The sequence below is a fragment of the Pseudomonas sp. LS1212 genome, from assembly GCF_024741815.1.
In the GTDB taxonomy this organism is placed as follows: Bacteria; Pseudomonadota; Gammaproteobacteria; order Pseudomonadales; family Pseudomonadaceae; genus Aquipseudomonas.
Genome location: NZ_CP102951.1, coordinates 5,058,133 through 5,075,550, shown reverse-complemented (window position 1 = coordinate 5,075,550; position 17,418 = coordinate 5,058,133). Strand labels below are relative to the sequence as shown.

Here is a 17,418-nt window from a genome sequence, read left to right as displayed (position 1 = left end):
GATCAATACAGCGCGGCGAACAGCTTGCGCCGGTAAGTCGTAACCAACGGATGATCATTACCCAGCAGCTCGAACACCTGCAGCAGCGTCTTGTGCGGCAGGCCGCCTTCGTAGGTGCGGTTGCGCCCGAACAGTTTGAGCAGGGCATCGAGTGCCGCCTCATATTGCTGGCGGGCCAATTGCTGGATTGCCAGCTGATACGTCGCTTCGTCATCGGCGGGGTTTTGTGCCAGGCGCGACTTCAGGCTGGCGGCGTCGGGCAGGTCAGCGGCCTGGCGCAGGAAGGTCAGTTGCGCCTTGGCGCCGGCCAGCGCGGCCTTGTGCTCGTCGCTTTTCACGGCATCGAGAACGATCTGGGCTTCACCCAGCTCGCCACGCTCAGCCAGGCAGCGGGCGTACAGGATCAGGGCGCCAGCATTGGTGTTTTCCGTTGCCAGCAAGGTCTGCAGGATGGCTTCGGCCTGGGCGTACTGCCCTTCGGCGAACAGTGCCTGCGCCTGTTCAAGCGGGTCGGCTTCTGCCGGTGGCGGCGCCTGCACATGGGGCGCGAGCATGGCGCGGATGGCCGACTCCGGTTGTGCGCCGGCAAAGCCGTCGACCGGCTGGCCGTCCTTGAACAGCACCACGGTCGGCAGGCTGCGGATGCCGAAGCGGGCGACGATGTCCTGTTCGGCTTCGCAGTCGACCTTGGCCAGCAGCAGTTCACCCTGATAGCTCTCGGCAACATGCCGTAGCAGCGGCATCAGCGCCTTGCAGGGCGCGCACCATTCGGCCCAGAAATCCACCAGTACCGGCTTGTGGAAGGAGTTCTGAATCACCAGCTGGTCGAAGTTGGCAGCGCTGGCGTCGAAGATATACGGCGTGTCCTGACTCATGGGGTATCTCGGTGAGCATTGAATGGTTTAACTATAAAGGCTGGTGGGGTTGGCTGAAAGCGGGTGTTGTTCTTTGGATCGCTTCGCGGGCAAGCCAGCTCCTACAAGTATTGCACCGACTTGTAGGAGCTGGCTTGCCAGCGATGAGGCCCTCAAGCACGCTGCGCGTGATACAGGCTCACATTACGAAACTCCATCGGCTCCGCCAGATCCGGCAAGGTAAAGGCCTCGAGCATCTCCAGCCGCCGATAGATCGGATGCTGAAAATCCCGCACCCGCGAGTCGGCCACCAGCGCTTCGCGGCCACGGCTGAGAAACTCATCGAGCAGCGGCAGGTTGGCGCGGTCGTAGAGCACATCGGCGACCAGGATCAGGTCGAAGCGATCCGCCTCTTCGAAGAAGTCCAGCGAGTACTGCAGTTCGACCCCGTTAAGCGTCGCGTTCGCGCGACAGGCGTCGATCGCCAGCGGGTCGAGGTCGCAGGCCACGACCTCCAGTGCACCGGCCTTGGCCGCGGCAATCGCCGCCACTCCGGAGCCGGCGCCGAAGTCCAGCACGCGCTTGCCCTCGACCCAATGCGGCTGTTGCGCCAGGTAGCGGGCCATCGCCAGGCCGCTGGCCCAGCAAAAGCTCCAGTAGGGCGGTTCGTGGAGAATGCGCCGGGTCTCTTCGGCAGTGAAGGCGCGATCCATGTTTTCGGCGTCGATCAGCCACAGCTTCAGCGCCGTCTCGGGCAGCTCGCTGACCACCAGTTGCGCATCGCCGAGCAGTTCGCTCAAGGCTTGTTGCAGGTGCGCGACTGTCATCAAGGGGCCCTTTCAAATCGCAAGGGGCCAAGTGCCTGGGTCGTCGCCTGGGTAATGCGCCGCGAAGGCAGGTGCAGGATCAATTGCCCGGCCTGGCTGGCACGGCCGCGCAACTCGACGCGCGCCCCGGCGGGAAAGGATTCGGGGTTGAAACGCAGCTGGAACGGCAGCGGCTGGTTGGTGCCGTTGAGCTTGCTGCTGGCAAGCAGGCGTTGTGGTCGGCTGCGCTCATCAATAACCAACAAAGCCAGCTCGACCTCTGCACCGGCCGGAACGCCCAGCAAGGAACCGCTCACCTCGCGCTGATGGGCCGGCAGTGGCCCCTGGTCGGGAGTAGCCCTGGGTGCTGTCTGAACCACCGGTTTTGACGTGTCGGGCTTGGGTGCGCTACTGCTGCAGGCAACGAGCAGGCTGGCGAAACCGAGCAGTAGGAGCGCTCGAAATGACATTGATATCTCCCAGGGGGAATTTTTCCTGCGCCGATGGTAACCCCTTTGGCTTGTCTTGCCAGTGGGATGCGCTACCATGGCCCTCCCTTTTTTTGTTGCCTGCCACCATGCACTGTCCCTTCTGCGGTGCCAACGACACCAAGGTCATCGACTCGCGACTGGTCGCCGAGGGCGAGCAAGTACGCCGCCGCCGCGAATGCCTGGCCTGCGGCGAGCGTTTCACGACCTTTGAGACGGCCGAGTTGGTATTGCCGCGTCTTATCAAACAGGACGGCAGCCGTCAGCCGTTCGACGAAGAAAAACTGCGCGCCGGTATGCAGCGTGCGCTGGAGAAGCGCCCGGTCAGCGTCGAGCGACTGGAAGAGGCGCTGGCGCACATCAGGCACAAGCTGCGCGCAACCGGCGAGCGTGAAGTCAAATCCCTGGTCGTGGGCGAATTGGTGATGGCCGAGCTGCAGAAGCTCGATGAAGTCGCCTATATCCGTTTCGCTTCGGTTTACCGGCGCTTCCAGGACCTCGACGAATTCCGTGAAGAAATCGACCGCCTGGCCCGTGAGCCGGCCAAAGAGTGACTATGCCAGCAGAGCAAAGCGTGCTTGACGCCCACTACATGGCGCGTGCCCTGGAACTGGCGCGCAAGGGCCTCTATTCGACCCACCCTAACCCGCGGGTCGGCTGCGTGATCGTGCGCGACGGCCAGGTGGTGGGCGAAGGCTGGCACGTACGCGCCGGCGAACCGCATGCCGAGGTGAACGCGCTGCGCCAGGCCGGTGAACAGTCCCTTGGCGCGACGGCCTATGTGACCCTTGAGCCCTGCAGCCATCATGGCCGGACTCCGCCCTGTGCCGACGCCTTGGTCACGGCTGGCGTCGCCCGCGTGGTGGCCGCCATGCAGGATCCCAACCCGGAAGTCGCCGGTCGTGGCCTGTTGCGGTTGGCCCAGGCTGGTATTCAAGTCTCCAGCGGCGTGCTGGAAGACGAAGCGCGGGCGCTGAACCCGGGGTTCATCAAGCGCATGGAGCAGGGCCTGCCGTATGTGCGGGTCAAGCTGGCGATGAGCCTGGATGGGCGTACCGCGATGGCCAGCGGCGAAAGCCAGTGGATTACCGGCCCGGCGGCACGCTCTGCGGTACAGCGGCTGCGGGCGCGCTCCAGCGTGGTCCTGACCAGCGCCCAAAGCGTTATCGCCGACAACGCCCGCATGACCGTGCGTGCCGATGAGCTGGGGCTCGAGCCGGAACTGGCTGCCCTGGCGCTGGCCCGGCCGCCCTTGCGGGTGCTGATCGACGGGCGACTGCGGGCGCCGCTCGACGCACCGTTCTTTCAGGCCGGCCCCGCGCTGGTGGTGACCCGCGCCGCAGCCCAGGCGCGTGAGCGCTATGAGCAGGCCGGGCTGGAACTGCTGGCGATGCCGGGCAGCGATGGCCAGGTCGATCTGCGCAAGCTGCTGGCCGAACTGGCCGGGCGCGGCGTCAACGAAGTGCTGGTCGAGGCGGGCCCTCGTCTGGCCGGAGCTTTCGCGCGTCAGGGGCTGGTCGATGAATACCGGTTGTTCATCGCCGGCAAGTTCCTCGGTTCCACTGCACGGCCCTTGTTCGAATGGCCGATGGCACGGATGAGCGAAGCGCCCACACTGAAAATCATTGAAATGCGCGCGGTTGGCGATGATTGGCAAGTCACGGCCATCCCTGCACCAGCGCTCAGCGTATAATTCCAGGCTTGCGCCCAGCGCCAGCCCTGTTCTCGAGGAGGACCCATGTTTACCGGCATTATCGAATCCATCGGCAGCATCCGTTCATTGACCCCCAAAGGCGGCGATGTACGGGTTTATGTAGCGACGGGCAAACTCGACCTGGGCGACGTCAAGCTGGGCGACAGTATTGCGGTCAATGGCGTCTGCCTGACAGCGGTGGAACTGCCGGGCGATGGCTTCTGGGCTGATGTGAGCCGCGAAACCCTCGATTGCACGGCGTTCTCCGATCTCAAGAGCGGCAGCCGGGTCAACCTGGAAAAAGCCCTGACCCCCACCACTCGCCTGGGCGGTCACCTGGTCAGCGGCCATGTCGATGGTGTTGGTGAAGTGGTTGCGCGCAATGAAAATGCCCGTGCCATCCAGTTCCGCATCCGTGCACCCAAGGAGCTGGCCAAATACATCGCGCACAAAGGCTCGATCACCGTCGATGGCACCAGCCTGACCGTGAATGCGGTCGATGGCGCCGAGTTCGAGCTGACCATCGTGCCGCACACCCTGGCCGAGACCATCATGGCCGACTACCGTCCGGGTCGCCGGGTCAATCTGGAAGTGGACCTGCTGGCCCGTTACCTGGAGCGCCTGCTGCTCGGTGACAAGGCTGCCGAACCTGCCCAGGGTGGCATTACCGAAAGTTTCCTGGCCGCCAACGGCTACCTCAAATCCTGAATTGAAAGGGGGTGCCGCGTGGCGCTCAACAGCATCGAAGAACTGGTTGAAGACATTCGCCAAGGCAAGATGGTCATCCTGATGGATGACGAAGACCGTGAGAACGAAGGCGACCTGATCATGGCCGCCGAATGCTGCAAGGCCGAGCACATCAACTTCATGGCCAAGCACGCCCGTGGCCTGATCTGCATGCCCATGACCCGCGACCGCTGCGAGCTGCTCAAGCTGCCGCTGATGGCACCACGCAACGGTTCGGGCTTCGGTACCAAGTTCACCGTCTCGATCGAGGCAGCCACCGGCGTCACCACCGGCATTTCCGCCGCCGACCGCGCCCGTACCGTGCAGGCCGCCGCTGCCCGGGACGCCAAGGCCGAAGACATCGTCAGCCCTGGTCATATTTTCCCGCTGATGGCCCAGGCCGGTGGCACCCTGGCTCGCGCCGGCCACACCGAAGCTGCCTGCGACCTGGCGCGCATGGCCGGTTTCGAGCCCAGCGGCGTGATCTGCGAAGTGATGAACGATGACGGCACCATGTCGCGTCGCGCTGAGCTTGAAACCTTCGCCGCCGAACACGGCATCAAGATCGGCACCATCGCCGACCTGATTCACTATCGGATGATCCACGAACGTACCGTTCAGCGGATTGCCGAGCAGCCACTGGACAGCGAGCTGGGCCAGTTCAACCTGGTGACCTACCGTGATTCGGTCGAAGGCGACGTGCACATGGCCCTGACCCTGGGCAACATCTGCGCCGAAGAGCCGACCCTGGTGCGAGTGCACAACATGGACCCGCTGCGCGACCTGCTGATGGTCAAGCAACCGGGCCGCTGGAGCCTGCGTGCGGCCATGAGCGCCGTGGCCGAGGCGGGCAGCGGCGTGGTGCTGCTGCTGGGGCATCCGCTGGATGGAGACGTCCTGCTGGCGCACATTCGCGAAAGCGCCGAGAGCACGACGGTGAAATCCCCGACCACCTACAGCACCGTCGGTGCCGGTTCGCAGATCCTGCGCGACCTCGGGGTGCGCAAAATGCGCCTGATGAGTTCGCCAATGAAGTTCAATGCGATATCCGGATTCGATCTGGAAGTTGTAGAATACGTGCCCTCCGAATAAAGACAGCATGTTTCCTGGCTGAAATTCGTGACCCAAACTCCTGCAGGCCGCATCCGGGCGGCCTGGCTCTTTAAGATGAGAATTCCTGAATGACCCTGAAGACCATCGAAGGTACCTTCATTGCCCCCAAAGGTCGCTATGCTTTGGTGGTTGGCCGCTTCAACAGCTTCGTCGTCGAAAGCCTGGTAAGCGGTGCCGTTGATGCCCTGGTTCGCCATGGCGTGAGCGAAAGCGACATCACCATCATCCGTGCTCCCGGCGCGTTCGAAATTCCGCTGGTGGCACAGAAGGTCGCCCAGCAAAGCGAATACGCTGCGATCATCGCGCTGGGCGCGGTCATTCGTGGCGGAACCCCGCATTTCGAATACGTGGCGGGCGAGTGCACCAAAGGCCTGGCCCAGGTCTCGATGGAGTTCGGCATACCGGTCTCCTTCGGCGTCCTGACCGTCGACTCGATCGAACAGGCCATCGAACGCTCCGGCACCAAGGCCGGCAACAAAGGTGCTGAAGCCGCGCTGTCCGCTCTGGAAATGGTCAGCCTGCTGGCGCAGTTGGAGGCCAAGTGATTAGCGACGAAAGCGATCGTTTCAACCCGCGCGATCCAAAGCCGGCGGACGCCGGCAAGCCATCCAGGAGCGCCAAGCGCCGCGAAGCTCGTCAGCTTGCGACGCAGGCCCTGTATCAATGGCATATGGCCAAGCATTCGCTGAACGAGATCGAAGCGCAGTTTCGGGTCGACAACGATTTCAGCGACATCGATGGTGCGTACTTCCGCGAGATCCTGCACGGCGTTCCGGCCCACAAGGCTGAAATCGACGCTGCGCTCGCACCGTGCATGGACATCACCATCGAAGAGCTCGATCCGGTTGAACTGGCCGTCCTGCGCCTGTCCACCTGGGAATTGCTCAAGCGCGTCGACGTGCCTTACCGCGTTGTGATCAACGAAGGTATCGAGCTGGCCAAGGTCTATGGTTCCACCGATGGCCACAAGTTCGTCAATGGCGTATTGGACAAACTGGCGCCGCGGCTTCGCGAAGCCGAAGTGCGGGCCCAAAAGCGCTGATCGTTGCGCTTGCTGCCAATGGGCGAGTTTGAGCTGATCCGACACTACTTCGCCGCTGCGCCTTGTGCGCAGGCGGGCGAGGGCGTCGCGCTGGGTATTGGTGACGACTGCGCCTTGTTGGCGGTCGCTGCTGGTGAACAGCTGGCGATTTCCACCGACACGCTGGTTGCCGGGGTGCATTTCCCCGACGACAGCGACCCCTTTCTCCTCGGGCAACGCTCCCTTGCCGTCGCCGCCAGCGATCTGGCTGCCATGGGCGCCACCCCCATCGCGTTTACCCTTGCTCTGACCTTGCCGACGGTGACTGCCGATTGGTTGCAAGCCTATGCCCGCGGTTTGAACCAGATGGCCCAGCATTGCCGCTTGAGTCTGATCGGCGGCGACACCACCCGTGGTCCCTTGAGCCTGACCGTCACTGTGTTCGGCAGCGTGCCGGCCGGCAAGGCGTTGACCCGGGCAGGCGCGCAACCAGGCGATCTGCTGTGTGTAGGTGGGGCGCTGGGTGATGCGGCCGGGGCCTTGCCCCTGGTGTTGGGTGAGCGCAGCGCTGAACCGGCGATCGCCGAGCCGTTGCTGGCCCGTTATTGGTCGCCGTCGCCACAATTGGCTTTGGGCCAGAGCCTGCGCGGCAAGGCTACGGCGGCACTGGATATCTCGGACGGGCTGCTGGCCGATTGCGGGCATATCGCGCTCGCTTCGAAGGTTGCCCTGCAGGTTGAGCTGGACAAAGTCCCTCTGTCTGCGGCGTTGCAGGCTTTTCTCGATCCTGCGCAGGCACAAAAGGCAGCCTTGGCCGGCGGCGACGATTACATCCTGGCCTTCACCTTGCCTGCCGCCGAGTTGCCCGGTCTGCTCGAAGCCGGCTTGCCGATCACGGTGATCGGCAAAGTGCTCGAGGGGCAGGGGGTTACCCTGCATGATCGCGATGGCAAGGACATCACCCCGGTGACCCGGGGTTATCAACATTTTCGGGAGACACCGTGACAGACCACCCCAACCAGGTCCCTGCGGAGAATATTCCGCCTTCGGTCTGGCACAATCCCTGGCATTTCCTCGCCTTTGGCTTCGGTTCAGGGACCCTGCCCAAGGCCCCTGGCACTTGGGGTTCGTTGGTGGCGCTGCCATTCATCCCGCTGTGGCAGATGTTGCCCGACTGGGGCTACTGGTTGATGCTCGGGGTGACGATGCTGTTCGGCTTCTGGCTGTGCGGCAAGGTCGCCGACGATTTGCGGGTGCATGACCACGAAGGCATCGTCTGGGACGAAATGGTCGGCATGTGGATAACCCTCTGGCTGGTGCCGGAAGGCTGGTATTGGTTGCTGGCGGGTTTTTTGGCGTTTCGCTTCTTCGATATTCTCAAACCCTGGCCGATACACTGGATTGACAGGCACGTCCACGGCGGCGTCGGGATTATGCTTGATGATGTGCTGGCCGGAGTCTTTGCCTGGCTGGCCATGCAAGGTCTCGTATGGAGCTTCACTTAAAGGGAGGCAAGGGAATGCGCAAATGGGGATTGCTGGCGCTGCTCTGGGTATTGGGGGGCACCACGGCATGGGCTGCATCGCCGACCGCACAGCCCACCCATATGCGTGTGGTGAGCGAGGAGTGGATCGACTACACCAACAAGGATGGCACCGGGCTTGCCTGGGACATCCTGCGCAAGGTCTTCGAACCTGCCGGCGTTACCCTGCAGATTCGCAGCGAGCCCTATACCCGCGCAATCGGCCTGGTCCAGAAGGCCGAAGCGGAGGCCTGGGTAGGCTCCTATGATCGCGAAGTCGATAACAACCTTTACCCGCGCTGGCATTTCGATGTCGATCATATCTATGCCCTGAGCCTGACCAGCAAACCGGTACCGCAGCTCGAGACGCTGGGCCAGTACCGTCTGACCTGGGTTCGTGGCTATGAGTTTCAGCGCTATCTGCCGAATATCAAACGGTTTTACGAGATTCAACGGCGCAGCAGCATTCTCTCGATGCTGCAGAACGGCCGGGCGGACTACTACATCGATGCGCAGACCGAGGTCGAATACGTCCTGAGCCTTTCGCAGAGGCCTTCCGAATACCGGCGTACGCATCTGATCGAACTTCCTCTGTACCTGGCTTTTGCCGATACCCCGCAGGGTCGGGCTTTATTGGTGCTGTTCGATCAACGCATGGACAGCCTGGTACCCAGCGGAGAGTTGCGAGAGATTTTCGAGCGTTGGCAGCAGCCTTATCCATTCGATGGGGAACAGAAGCAGGCCAGCCAGTGATCAAACTTTTCGATCGTTATGTCCGATAATTGAGCCTGAGCGTCGGCAGGACGCTGCTGTTACAATGCACCTCCTTGCCAATTTCAAGTCCAATATTGATCAGGAGCACAAGGTGCCCGTCGTCTTCGTTGCCGCTTCTCAGCTGCCTACCCCCTTTGCAACATTCATCATGCATGGTTTTCTCGATGAGGCCACCGGTCGCGAGCACGTTGTGCTCAGCCTCGGGGATGTGGCGGATGGGGATCCGGTATTGGGTCGTCTGCATTCCGAATGCCTGACCGGTGACGCCTTGTTCAGCCAGCGTTGCGATTGCGGTTCCCAGCTCGAGGCAGCCTTGCAGGCGATTGCCCGTGAAGGCCGTGGCGTCCTGCTGTATCTGCGCCAGGAAGGCCGCGGCATCGGCCTGCTGAACAAGATCCGTGCCTATGAATTGCAGGATGGCGGCGCCGATACCGTCGAGGCCAACGAGCGCCTGGGCTTTGCCGCTGACCAGCGTGATTACGCCATGTGCCTGCCGATGCTCGAACACCTGGGCGTCAAGTCGCTGCGCCTGATGACCAACAACCCGCGCAAGGTCAAGGCGCTGACCACCATGGGCATTGCCGTGGCCGAGCGTGTGCCGCTGCATACCGGGCATAACCCGCACAACAAGCACTACCTGGCCACCAAGGCGGGCAAGCTCGGCCATATGATGGGTAGCGAGCACCAGGGCGAGGTCGGTTCGGCGTGACCCGGCCGCAAATACGCCGCCGCTTGGCCGTGGCCTGGTGGTTGCAGCTGGTATTGGCCTTGCTGCCCTTGTTGGTGATGGGCTGGATATTTGGCGACAACAAACCCCTGTGGCCGATCCTGGTCATGCCGTGTTTCATCGTTGGCGTTGCTTCGATGTTCATCAGCCTGCCGCGCTTTCGTGCTTACAAGCACACCTTGATCGCGACCCAGAAGGCCCTGGATACTCCCGAAGAACCGGGTGCCTGGAATGCCCTGGCACAAACGCGTCGCGTTGCCCTGCACATGGCGAGCTTGCCGGCCTGGATTGCCGCGCTGGCGGTGCCGATTGGCCTGGAAGCGGTCCCGCTGATCCTGTTGGCCATTTCCAGCGTGGTGCTGCTGTACCTCTACCGTATTCCTCGCCAGCTGGGTTGATGCTGCGCCTGCTTGCTTGTCTGTTGCTGGCGTTGTTCGGGCCTGTGCAGGCTGCCGAGCGCGTCGTTTCGCTGGCGCCTTCGCTGACCGAAATCGTCCTCGAGCTGGGCGCCGCCGATCGATTGGTGGGCGTGCTCGATGCGGGCGAGCGGCCGCCAGCGCTCAACGGCGTGCCGTCGGTGGGGCAATATGGCCAACTGGATATGGAGCGTCTGCTCAGCCTCAAGCCTGACCTGTTGTTGCTCTGGCCCGGCAGTGTCGGCCCGGCTCAGCGTGAGCAGCTTGGCCGATTCGGCATTCCCACTTACGTCGCCGAACCCCGCAGCCTCGAACAACTCATCGTCCAGATCGAAGCGATTGCCGACCGGCTCGGGCACCCGCAGCGTGGCCGAAAACTGGCAGCACACTTGCGCCAGCAACTGGACAACCTGCGCCAGCGTTATCGACGCGACGAGCCAGTGCCGGTGTTTTATCAGGTCTGGGACAAGCCGCTCTTCACCGTCGGTGGTGGGCAGATCATCAGCGATGCCCTGGCTGTGTGCGGTGCGCGCAATGTGTTTGCCGACCTGACACTGCCCGCACCGCAGGTCAATGTCGAATCGGTGCTGCAACGCAATCCGCAAGCGATCCTCGCCAGCAGCCAGGCGCAGTTGGACGCCTGGAAAGCCTGGCCGCAGGTCGCGGCGGTGGCGCGCGGGCGATTGCTGCTGGTGACCGATAAAGGCCTTGAACGGCCGAGCGGGCAGATGATTGCAGCGATCGCCAAACTCTGCGAGCTGATAGCGCCAGAGCGATGAACCTTCGGCGCTATGACTCCGGCGTCCAGGTCAGGCCAAACATCCATGCGCGACCTTCTTCCCGATAACCGAAATCGCGCTTCACGACACCTGAGTGCCGTGAAGCGGTAGGGCTTAGCCGTTGGCGAGAGCTGCGAGGCGCTGGTTGATCGACGCTTCGATACCAGCCGCATCGAGGCCGCATTCGCTGAGCATTTGTGCAGGCTTGGCATGCTCGACGTAGATGTCCGGCAGGCCCAGGTGCAGAATCGGCTTGAGCAGGTTGTCGCGAGCGAGGAACTCGCTGACCGCGGCACCGGCTCCGCCCATCACGGCGTTTTCTTCGACGGTGACCAGCAGTGCGTGGCTGTTGGCTATTTCGCGTACCAGGGCCTCGTCCAGTGGTTTGACAAAGCGCATGTCCACCACCGTGGCATCGAGCTTCTCGGCCACTTTCAGGGCGTCGGCCAGTTGCACGCCGAACACCAGCAGCGCAGTCTTCTGGCCCTGGCGGCGAATCACGCCCTTGCCGATCTCCAGGGGTTCGAGATCGCCCTCGATCGGCGCATTCGGGCCGGTGCCACGCGGGTAGCGCACAGCGGCCGGGCCGACATAGCGATGGCCGGTACTGAGCATCTTGCGCAGTTCGTTTTCATCGCTCGGCGTCATCAACAGCATGCCGGGAATGCAGCGCAAGAAAGACAGGTCGAAACTGCCGGCGTGGGTCGGGCCGTCTTCACCGACCAGGCCTGCGCGGTCGATGGCGAACAGCACATCGAGGTTCTGCACGGCAACGTCGTGGATCAGTTGATCGTAGGCACGCTGCAGGAAGGTCGAATAGATAGCGACGACCGGCTTGGCGCCCTCGCAGGCCATGCCGGCCGCCAGGGTGACGGCATGCTGTTCGGCGATGGCCACATCGAAATAACGCTCCGGGAAGCGCTCGCTGAAGGCGACCAGGTCCGAGCCTTCCTTCATGGCCGGGGTGATCCCGACCAGGCGTTCGTCGGCAGCGGCCATGTCGCACAGCCACTGACCGAAGACTGCGGAGTACTTCGGCCCGCTGGCCTTTTTCGGGGCGGCGGCAGGCGCGTCGAGCGGTTCGAGCTTGGTGATCGCGTGGTAGCCGATCGGGTCGGCCTCGGCCGGGGCGAAGCCCTTGCCCTTCTTGGTCACGACGTGCAGGAACTGCGGCCCCTTGAGATCGCGCATGTTGCGCAGGGTCGCGATCAGGGTCGGCAGGTCATGGCCGTCAATCGGGCCGATGTAGTTCCAGCCCAGTTCTTCGAACAGCGTACCGGGGACCAGCATGCCCTTGGCATATTCCTCGGTACGACGGGCGATTTCCCAAGCGCCGGGCAGGCGCGACAGCACCTTCTTGCTGCCTTCGCGCATGCTCGCGTAGGTGCGGCTGGAGAGAATCTTGGCCAGGTAGTTCGACAGCCCGCCGACATTGCGCGAGATCGACATGTCGTTGTCGTTAAGGATCACCAGCATATCGGCGTCGACTTCAGGCGCATGGTTCAAGGCCTCGAAGGCCATGCCGGCGGTCAACGCACCGTCACCGATCACGGCGATCGATTTGCGCGAGCTGTTCTGCAGGCGCGCGGCGATGGCCATGCCCAGGGCGGCGCTGATCGAGGTACTGGAGTGGCCGACGCCGAAGGTGTCGTACTCGCTCTCGGAGCGGCGTGGGAACGCGGCGATGCCGTCCTTCTGGCGCAGGCTGCCCATCGCCTGGCGGCGACCGGTGAGGATCTTGTGCGGATAGGCTTGATGACCAACGTCCCACACCAGACGGTCGTCCGGCGTGTCGAAGACGTAGTGCAGGGCCACCGTCAGCTCGATCACGCCCAGGCCGGCACCGAAATGTCCGCCTGTCTGGCCAACCGTATAGAGCAACTCCTGGCGCAACTCGTCGACCAGGGTGTCCAGCTCCGCTTCGCCGAGCCGGCGCAAACCGGCAGGGGTGTCGGCGCGGTCGAGCAGGGGCGTGATCGGGCGTTCGCGGGGAATCTCTTGAAACGTCGTGGGCATCAGGCGAATCGTTATAAGTTTGAAGAGGGCGGCAGTTTACCTTATTGCATCGCAGACTGCTCGTAGGAGCTGGCCGGGCGGCGTTCCGCTTGCCAGCGATGAGGCCATCGCAGGCGATACAGAACCTGTCAACTACGCCGATCGACAATATACCGGGCCAATTCACGCAGCGGCTCGGCGGCTGCGTCGAACGGTCGCAGGGCGTGCAGGGCCTGATCGCGCAGCTCCAGGGCATAGGCCTTGGCGGCGTCCAGGCCGAGCAGCGCCGGGTAGGTCGGCTTGTCGCGGGCGATATCGGCGCCCTGGCGCTTGCCAAGGGTCGCGGTGTCGCTCTCGACGTCGAGGATATCGTCCTGCACCTGGAACGCCAGGCCGATGGCCCGGGCGTAGGCTTGCAGGGACTTGAGCTCGGCTTTTTCAGCTCGACCACTGGCCAGCGCGCCCAGTGTGACGCTGGCTTCGATCAGGGCGCCGGTCTTGTGCCGGTGCATGAATTCGAGGGCCTTCTGGTCCAGCTTGAGGCCGACCGAACCCAGGTCGATGGCCTGGCCGCCGACCATGCCGGCAGGGCCTGCGGCCAGGGCCAGGGCCTGGACCATGGCCAGGCGGGTCGTCTCGTCCTGCGGGCTCAGGCGCGGGTCGAGCAAGGCGGTGAACGCCAGGCTCTGCAGGCCGTCGCCGGCCAGGATCGCGCAGGCTTCGTCGAAGGCCTTGTGGGTGGTCGGCAGGCCGCGACGCAGGTCGTCGTCGTCCATGGCCGGCAGGTCATCGTGCACCAACGAATAGGCGTGGATCAGCTCGACCGCGCAGGCTGCGCCGTTGGCCTGTTCCGCCGCGCCGCCGAGCGCTTCGCAGGCGGCGTAGGCCAGCAGTGGGCGTACACGCTTGCCGCCGTTCATCACGCTGTAGCGCATGGCCTCATAGAGGCGGGTCAGTTCAACCGAAGGTGCGATGAACAAGCTGTCCAGGGCATCGTTGACGCGCGCTTGGCAATTGGCCTGGTAGATGGCAATCATTCAGGTTGTTCCACATCGAAGGGCTCTTGCGCGAGCTCGCCGTCACGCTCGAGCAGCACCTGGACCTTTTGCTCGGCCTGGGCCAGCGCACGCTGGCACTCGCGGGTCAGGCGGATGCCCTGTTCGAACGCAGTCAGGGAGTCTTCCAGCGAGAGCTCGCCGTTTTCCAGACGCTCGACCAGCGTTTGCAGCTCCGCGAGGGATTGCTCGAAATCAACGGCAGCTTTTTTTCGGGCCATGGCGGCTATCTCGGTAGGTGTCGAACGGCGCGACACTAGCAGAGCCGGGGCTGGCGGGCAAATCGAGGGGCTGAAGTATACCGTCAAACCGTACCCCCATCAGCCGCCGGAATCCGGGCAGGGCCCACCCGCTTGCGCCCAACGCTCGAATTGAGCGACGAACTCATCGTGCGGGACCGAGACCGGCGCCCGATTGCCGCCAGGGCTCCAGCCCCACAGCACCAGTTTGTCTTCGCTGACATGTTTGAGCAAGGCTGGAAAATCGCGCCCGCCATTGCGCGACTTAGGATTCTCCTCACACCCCGGCCAATTGCAGGGGCAGCTCGCGTAACCGTTGCCCGGTCAATGCGTACACGGCATTGGCCACCGCAGGTGCAACCGGCGGAACCGCGGTTTCGCCTATGCCACCCATCTTGTCGGTGCTGGCCACAATGTGGGTTTCCACCTCCGGCATTTCGTTCAGGCGCAGCACCTGAAAGTCGTGGAAGTTCGACTCCTGCACCTGCCCGTTCTTGAGCGTGAGCTTGCTGTGCAGGGCAGCGCTGAGGCCAAAGGCAACCCCGGACTCCATTTGCGCGGCGATTCCCTGGGGATTGACCGCGACACCGCAATCGACCGCACAGACCACCCGATGCACGCGGATAATGTCGTCCGTCACCGAAACCTCGGCCACCTGCGCGACGTAACTGCCAAACGACGCATGGACGGCCACGCCGCGGGCATGGCCGTTGGGCAGGGGTGAGCCCCAGTTGGCCTTTTGCGCGGCCAGGTTGAGCGCACCGAGCATGCGTGGGTCGTCCTTGAGCAGCATGCGCCGGTATTCGACCGGGTCCTTGTCGGCAGCGTGGGCCAATTCATCGATCATCGATTCCATGGCAAAGCCGGTATGGCTGTGCCCCACCGAGCGCCACCACAGCACTGGAATGCCGGTCGTGGGCGAGTGCAGGCTGACATGGTGTGCAAAGCGCTTGAGATAGGCCGAGTCGGCGACACCTTCGACCGAGGTATGGTCGATGCCTTCATGCACCAGCATGGCCTCGAACGCGGTGCCGGTCGCCAGGGACTGGCCGACAATCACATGCTCCCAAGCCAGCGGCAGGCCATCGTCGCCAAGCCCGATACGCGCCTTGTGCAGGAACATCGAGCGGTAATAGCCACCGTGCACATCGTCTTCGCGGCTCCAGACGGTCTTGACCGGTACACCGGCAGCCTTGGCCACCTGCACGGCTTCAGCGACGAAATCGGAGGTCGGTGTGGCGCGTCGACCGAAGCCGCCACCCAAAAACATCGTATGGATTTCCACCTGCTCGGGCTTCAGGCCGGTGATCTTCGCCGTGACCTGCTGATCCACGGTCTGGAATTGCGTACCGGTCCAGATCTCGCACTTGTCAGGGCTCAGCTTGACCGTGCAATTGAGCGGCTCCATCGGCGTGTGGGCCAGATAAGGGACGTTGTACTCGACATCGATGGTTTTGGCCGCCTTGCCCAGGCCGGCGCTGACATCGCCGGCCTGGGCGGCGGGCTGGCCCTTGGTCGTGGCGAGGCGCTTGAAGTCGGTGAGCAACTGGACACTGTCGAGGCCCGCATGAGGGCCCGGATCCCAATCGACGGTCAGCGCATCTCGGCCACGCTTTGCGGCCCAATAATGATCGGCGATCACCGCGACACCGCTCGGCACCTGGACCACCTGGCGGACGCCGGGCACAGCCTTGGCCCTGGTCGCATCGAACGACTTGGCAGTGCCACCAAAAAACGGCGAGCGCGCCACCACGGCGGTCATCAGCCCTTCGAATTGAACATCGATGCCGAAACGCGCGCTGCCGTCGATCTTCTCCGGCGTATCCAGGCGCTTGGTTGGCTTGCCGATCACCTTCCAGTCTTTCGCTTCTTTGAGTGTCAGGCTGGCCGGGTCGATCGCCGGCAACTGGCTGGCTTCGACCGCCAGGTCGCCGTAAGGTACGCGCTTGTCACCGACAATGACTTCACCGTTCTCGGTCCGAATATCCGTCACAGGCACATCAAAACGTTTCGCAGCTGCCTGTATCAGCAAGGTTCGCGCTGCGGCGCCCGCCTGACGATAACGGTCGAACTCCGACCAGATGCTGGTCGAGCCACCGGTACCCTGCAAGCCGCCGAACACCTTGCTGCCATATGCCGCATCCGCCGGGGCATGCTCGACCTTGATCTTCGACCAGTCGGCATCCAGCTCCTCGGCAATCAGCATCGCCAGGCCTGTCCAGATGCCCTGGCCCATCTCCGAGTGCGCAAGCAGAACGGTGACGCTGTTATCGCTGCCCACGCGCAGAAAAGCGTTGGGGCTGAAAGTGGTGGTATTGGTGTCGGCAGCCCAGGCCAGACGCTTGCCGCCGGGCAGGGCAAAGGCAATCACCAACGCTCCACCGACGACGACGGTGTTCTTGAGAAAGCGGCGTCGGGAAATATCGTTGTGGCTATCCATGACATGCTCCCCGGCTAAACCAACTCGGCCGCGCGCTTAACGGCGGCCCGGATGCGCGGATAGGTACCGCACCGGCAAATATTGCCGGCCAGGGCCTGATCGATATCGGCATCGGTCGGCTTCGGCGTCTTCGCCAGCAGCGCGGCCGCCGACATGATCTGACCAGACTGGCAATAACCGCACTGCACCACATCCAACTCGGCCCAGGCCCGCTGCACAGGGTGCGAAGCATCGGCCGACAGCCCTTCAATGGTGGTAATGGACTTACCGGCCACCGCCGAAACGGGCGTGATGCATGACCGCAACGGCGCGCCATCCACATGCACCGTACAGGCGCCGCACTGCGCGATCCCGCAACCGAACTTGGTTCCGGTCAGATGCGCGACATCGCGCAGCACCCAGAGCAGGGGCATGTCGTCGGGTACGTCGAGTCGCTGCGCTTTGGCATTGATGGTGAGTGCAACCATGATTGATCCCTCATCCGCTGTCAGGGCTCCTGGGTGACCAGGTCATGGTGTTTTAGCTAAGCGTATTTTTGGGGGGATTGCCGAGTGGGCGACCGTCGGTTGAGAGGTGGTGGGCTATGTGAAGTTTGTGGGTAACGTGGACACCGCTATCGGATGACCGCTAGATTATTAAAGGGCAATACCTGACGAGGGTTTCACTTTGGCGACTCCTATCGAAATAGCGCAATACGTCGAGGGAGACGAGGCCCGCGACCGCCTCGGAGTCGCGCTCGACCAGAGCGCTCGCCAACGATAGGCCTGGAA

General features: G+C 63.2%; 20 protein-coding genes and 1 pseudogene. 12 read left to right on the top strand and 9 right to left on the bottom strand.

Annotated features, from left to right (window positions below):
• Nucleotides 1-2 precede the first annotated feature (2 nt).
• The 3 genes from trxA to NVV94_RS23685 all read right to left on the bottom strand — a co-directional run bounded on the left by trxA (nt 3) and on the right by NVV94_RS23685 (nt 2,130).
• Nucleotides 3-875, bottom strand: coding sequence for a thioredoxin (gene trxA / locus NVV94_RS23695; RefSeq protein WP_258444754.1), 873 nt, complete (start codon nt 873-875; stop codon nt 3-5).
• Nucleotides 876-1,027: 152 nt separating this feature from the next.
• On the bottom strand, nt 1,028-1,681 hold the full coding sequence (locus tag NVV94_RS23690; RefSeq protein WP_258444753.1) for a methyltransferase: 654 nt from the start codon (nt 1,679-1,681) through the stop codon (nt 1,028-1,030).
• Entirely contained in the window at nt 1,681-2,130 is a 450-nt protein-coding gene (locus NVV94_RS23685; RefSeq protein ID WP_258444752.1) for a YbaY family lipoprotein, read from the bottom strand. Before NVV94_RS23685 ends, NVV94_RS23690 begins: the two co-directional genes overlap by 1 nt.
• Before the next feature lie 107 nt (nt 2,131-2,237).
• Between NVV94_RS23685 and nrdR the strand changes: the two genes are divergently transcribed.
• The 12 genes from nrdR to NVV94_RS23625 all read left to right on the top strand — a co-directional run bounded on the left by nrdR (nt 2,238) and on the right by NVV94_RS23625 (nt 10,919).
• Complete coding sequence (nrdR, locus tag NVV94_RS23680; protein WP_258444751.1) at nt 2,238-2,702, top strand: transcriptional regulator NrdR; 465 nt, start codon at nt 2,238-2,240, stop codon at nt 2,700-2,702.
• Nucleotides 2,703-2,704: 2 nt separating this feature from the next.
• Nucleotides 2,705-3,841 (top strand): bifunctional diaminohydroxyphosphoribosylaminopyrimidine deaminase/5-amino-6-(5-phosphoribosylamino)uracil reductase RibD, encoded by a 1,137-nt coding sequence (gene ribD, locus NVV94_RS23675; RefSeq protein WP_258444750.1) that lies wholly within the window; start codon nt 2,705-2,707, stop codon nt 3,839-3,841.
• A 45-nt stretch (nt 3,842-3,886) separates the two neighbouring features.
• On the top strand, nt 3,887-4,549 hold the full coding sequence (locus NVV94_RS23670) for a riboflavin synthase (RefSeq protein WP_258444749.1): 663 nt from the start codon (nt 3,887-3,889) through the stop codon (nt 4,547-4,549).
• Nucleotides 4,550-4,567: 18 nt separating this feature from the next.
• Nucleotides 4,568-5,659, top strand: coding sequence for a bifunctional 3,4-dihydroxy-2-butanone-4-phosphate synthase/GTP cyclohydrolase II (ribBA, locus tag NVV94_RS23665; RefSeq protein WP_258444748.1), 1,092 nt, complete (start codon nt 4,568-4,570; stop codon nt 5,657-5,659).
• Between the two features lie 89 nt (nt 5,660-5,748).
• The gene (gene ribE, locus NVV94_RS23660; RefSeq protein WP_258444747.1) at nt 5,749-6,225 is read left to right on the top strand and encodes a 6,7-dimethyl-8-ribityllumazine synthase; all 477 of its coding nucleotides are present in this window, start codon (nt 5,749-5,751) and stop codon (nt 6,223-6,225) included.
• A complete protein-coding gene (gene nusB, locus NVV94_RS23655) occupies nt 6,222-6,722 on the top strand; it encodes a transcription antitermination factor NusB (RefSeq protein WP_258444746.1) in 501 nt (166 codons plus the stop codon). Before ribE ends, nusB begins: the two co-directional genes overlap by 4 nt.
• Before the next feature lie 18 nt (nt 6,723-6,740).
• A complete protein-coding gene (thiL, locus tag NVV94_RS23650) occupies nt 6,741-7,706 on the top strand; it encodes a thiamine-phosphate kinase (protein ID WP_258447804.1) in 966 nt (321 codons plus the stop codon).
• Complete coding sequence (locus NVV94_RS23645) at nt 7,703-8,206, top strand: phosphatidylglycerophosphatase A (protein ID WP_258444745.1); 504 nt, start codon at nt 7,703-7,705, stop codon at nt 8,204-8,206. The genes thiL and NVV94_RS23645 overlap by 4 nt, the downstream gene beginning before the upstream one ends.
• A gap of 14 nt (nt 8,207-8,220) precedes the next feature.
• Complete coding sequence (locus tag NVV94_RS23640) at nt 8,221-8,976, top strand: transporter substrate-binding domain-containing protein (RefSeq protein ID WP_309304270.1); 756 nt, start codon at nt 8,221-8,223, stop codon at nt 8,974-8,976.
• A gap of 112 nt (nt 8,977-9,088) precedes the next feature.
• On the top strand, nt 9,089-9,706 hold the full coding sequence (gene ribA, locus NVV94_RS23635; RefSeq protein ID WP_258444744.1) for a GTP cyclohydrolase II: 618 nt from the start codon (nt 9,089-9,091) through the stop codon (nt 9,704-9,706).
• Nucleotides 9,703-10,122: an MFS transporter gene (locus NVV94_RS23630; RefSeq protein WP_258444743.1), complete on the top strand. Its 420-nt coding sequence runs from the start codon at nt 9,703-9,705 to the stop codon at nt 10,120-10,122. The genes ribA and NVV94_RS23630 overlap by 4 nt, the downstream gene beginning before the upstream one ends.
• A complete protein-coding gene (locus tag NVV94_RS23625; RefSeq protein WP_258444742.1) occupies nt 10,122-10,919 on the top strand; it encodes a cobalamin-binding protein in 798 nt (265 codons plus the stop codon). The genes NVV94_RS23630 and NVV94_RS23625 overlap by 1 nt, the downstream gene beginning before the upstream one ends.
• A 114-nt stretch (nt 10,920-11,033) precedes the next feature.
• Here NVV94_RS23625 and dxs read toward each other — a convergent pair whose 3' ends face one another.
• The 6 genes and pseudogenes from dxs to NVV94_RS23595 form a co-directional block, all read right to left on the bottom strand.
• Nucleotides 11,034-12,935 (bottom strand): 1-deoxy-D-xylulose-5-phosphate synthase, encoded by a 1,902-nt coding sequence (dxs, locus tag NVV94_RS23620; RefSeq protein ID WP_258444741.1) that lies wholly within the window; start codon nt 12,933-12,935, stop codon nt 11,034-11,036.
• Nucleotides 12,936-13,063: 128 nt separating this feature from the next.
• Nucleotides 13,064-13,951, bottom strand: coding sequence for a (2E,6E)-farnesyl diphosphate synthase (gene ispA / locus NVV94_RS23615; RefSeq protein ID WP_258444740.1), 888 nt, complete (start codon nt 13,949-13,951; stop codon nt 13,064-13,066).
• A complete protein-coding gene (locus NVV94_RS23610) occupies nt 13,948-14,190 on the bottom strand; it encodes an exodeoxyribonuclease VII small subunit (RefSeq protein WP_258444739.1) in 243 nt (80 codons plus the stop codon). Before NVV94_RS23610 ends, ispA begins: the two co-directional genes overlap by 4 nt.
• A 99-nt stretch (nt 14,191-14,289) precedes the next feature.
• A pseudogene (locus NVV94_RS23605) lies at nt 14,290-14,475 on the bottom strand (hypothetical protein); the annotation flags it as partial.
• A gap of 10 nt (nt 14,476-14,485) precedes the next feature.
• Nucleotides 14,486-16,648 (bottom strand): xanthine dehydrogenase family protein molybdopterin-binding subunit, encoded by a 2,163-nt coding sequence (locus NVV94_RS23600; protein ID WP_258444738.1) that lies wholly within the window; start codon nt 16,646-16,648, stop codon nt 14,486-14,488.
• Nucleotides 16,649-16,662: 14 nt separating this feature from the next.
• Entirely contained in the window at nt 16,663-17,115 is a 453-nt protein-coding gene (locus NVV94_RS23595) for a (2Fe-2S)-binding protein (RefSeq protein ID WP_258444737.1), read from the bottom strand.
• Nucleotides 17,116-17,418 lie beyond the last annotated feature (303 nt).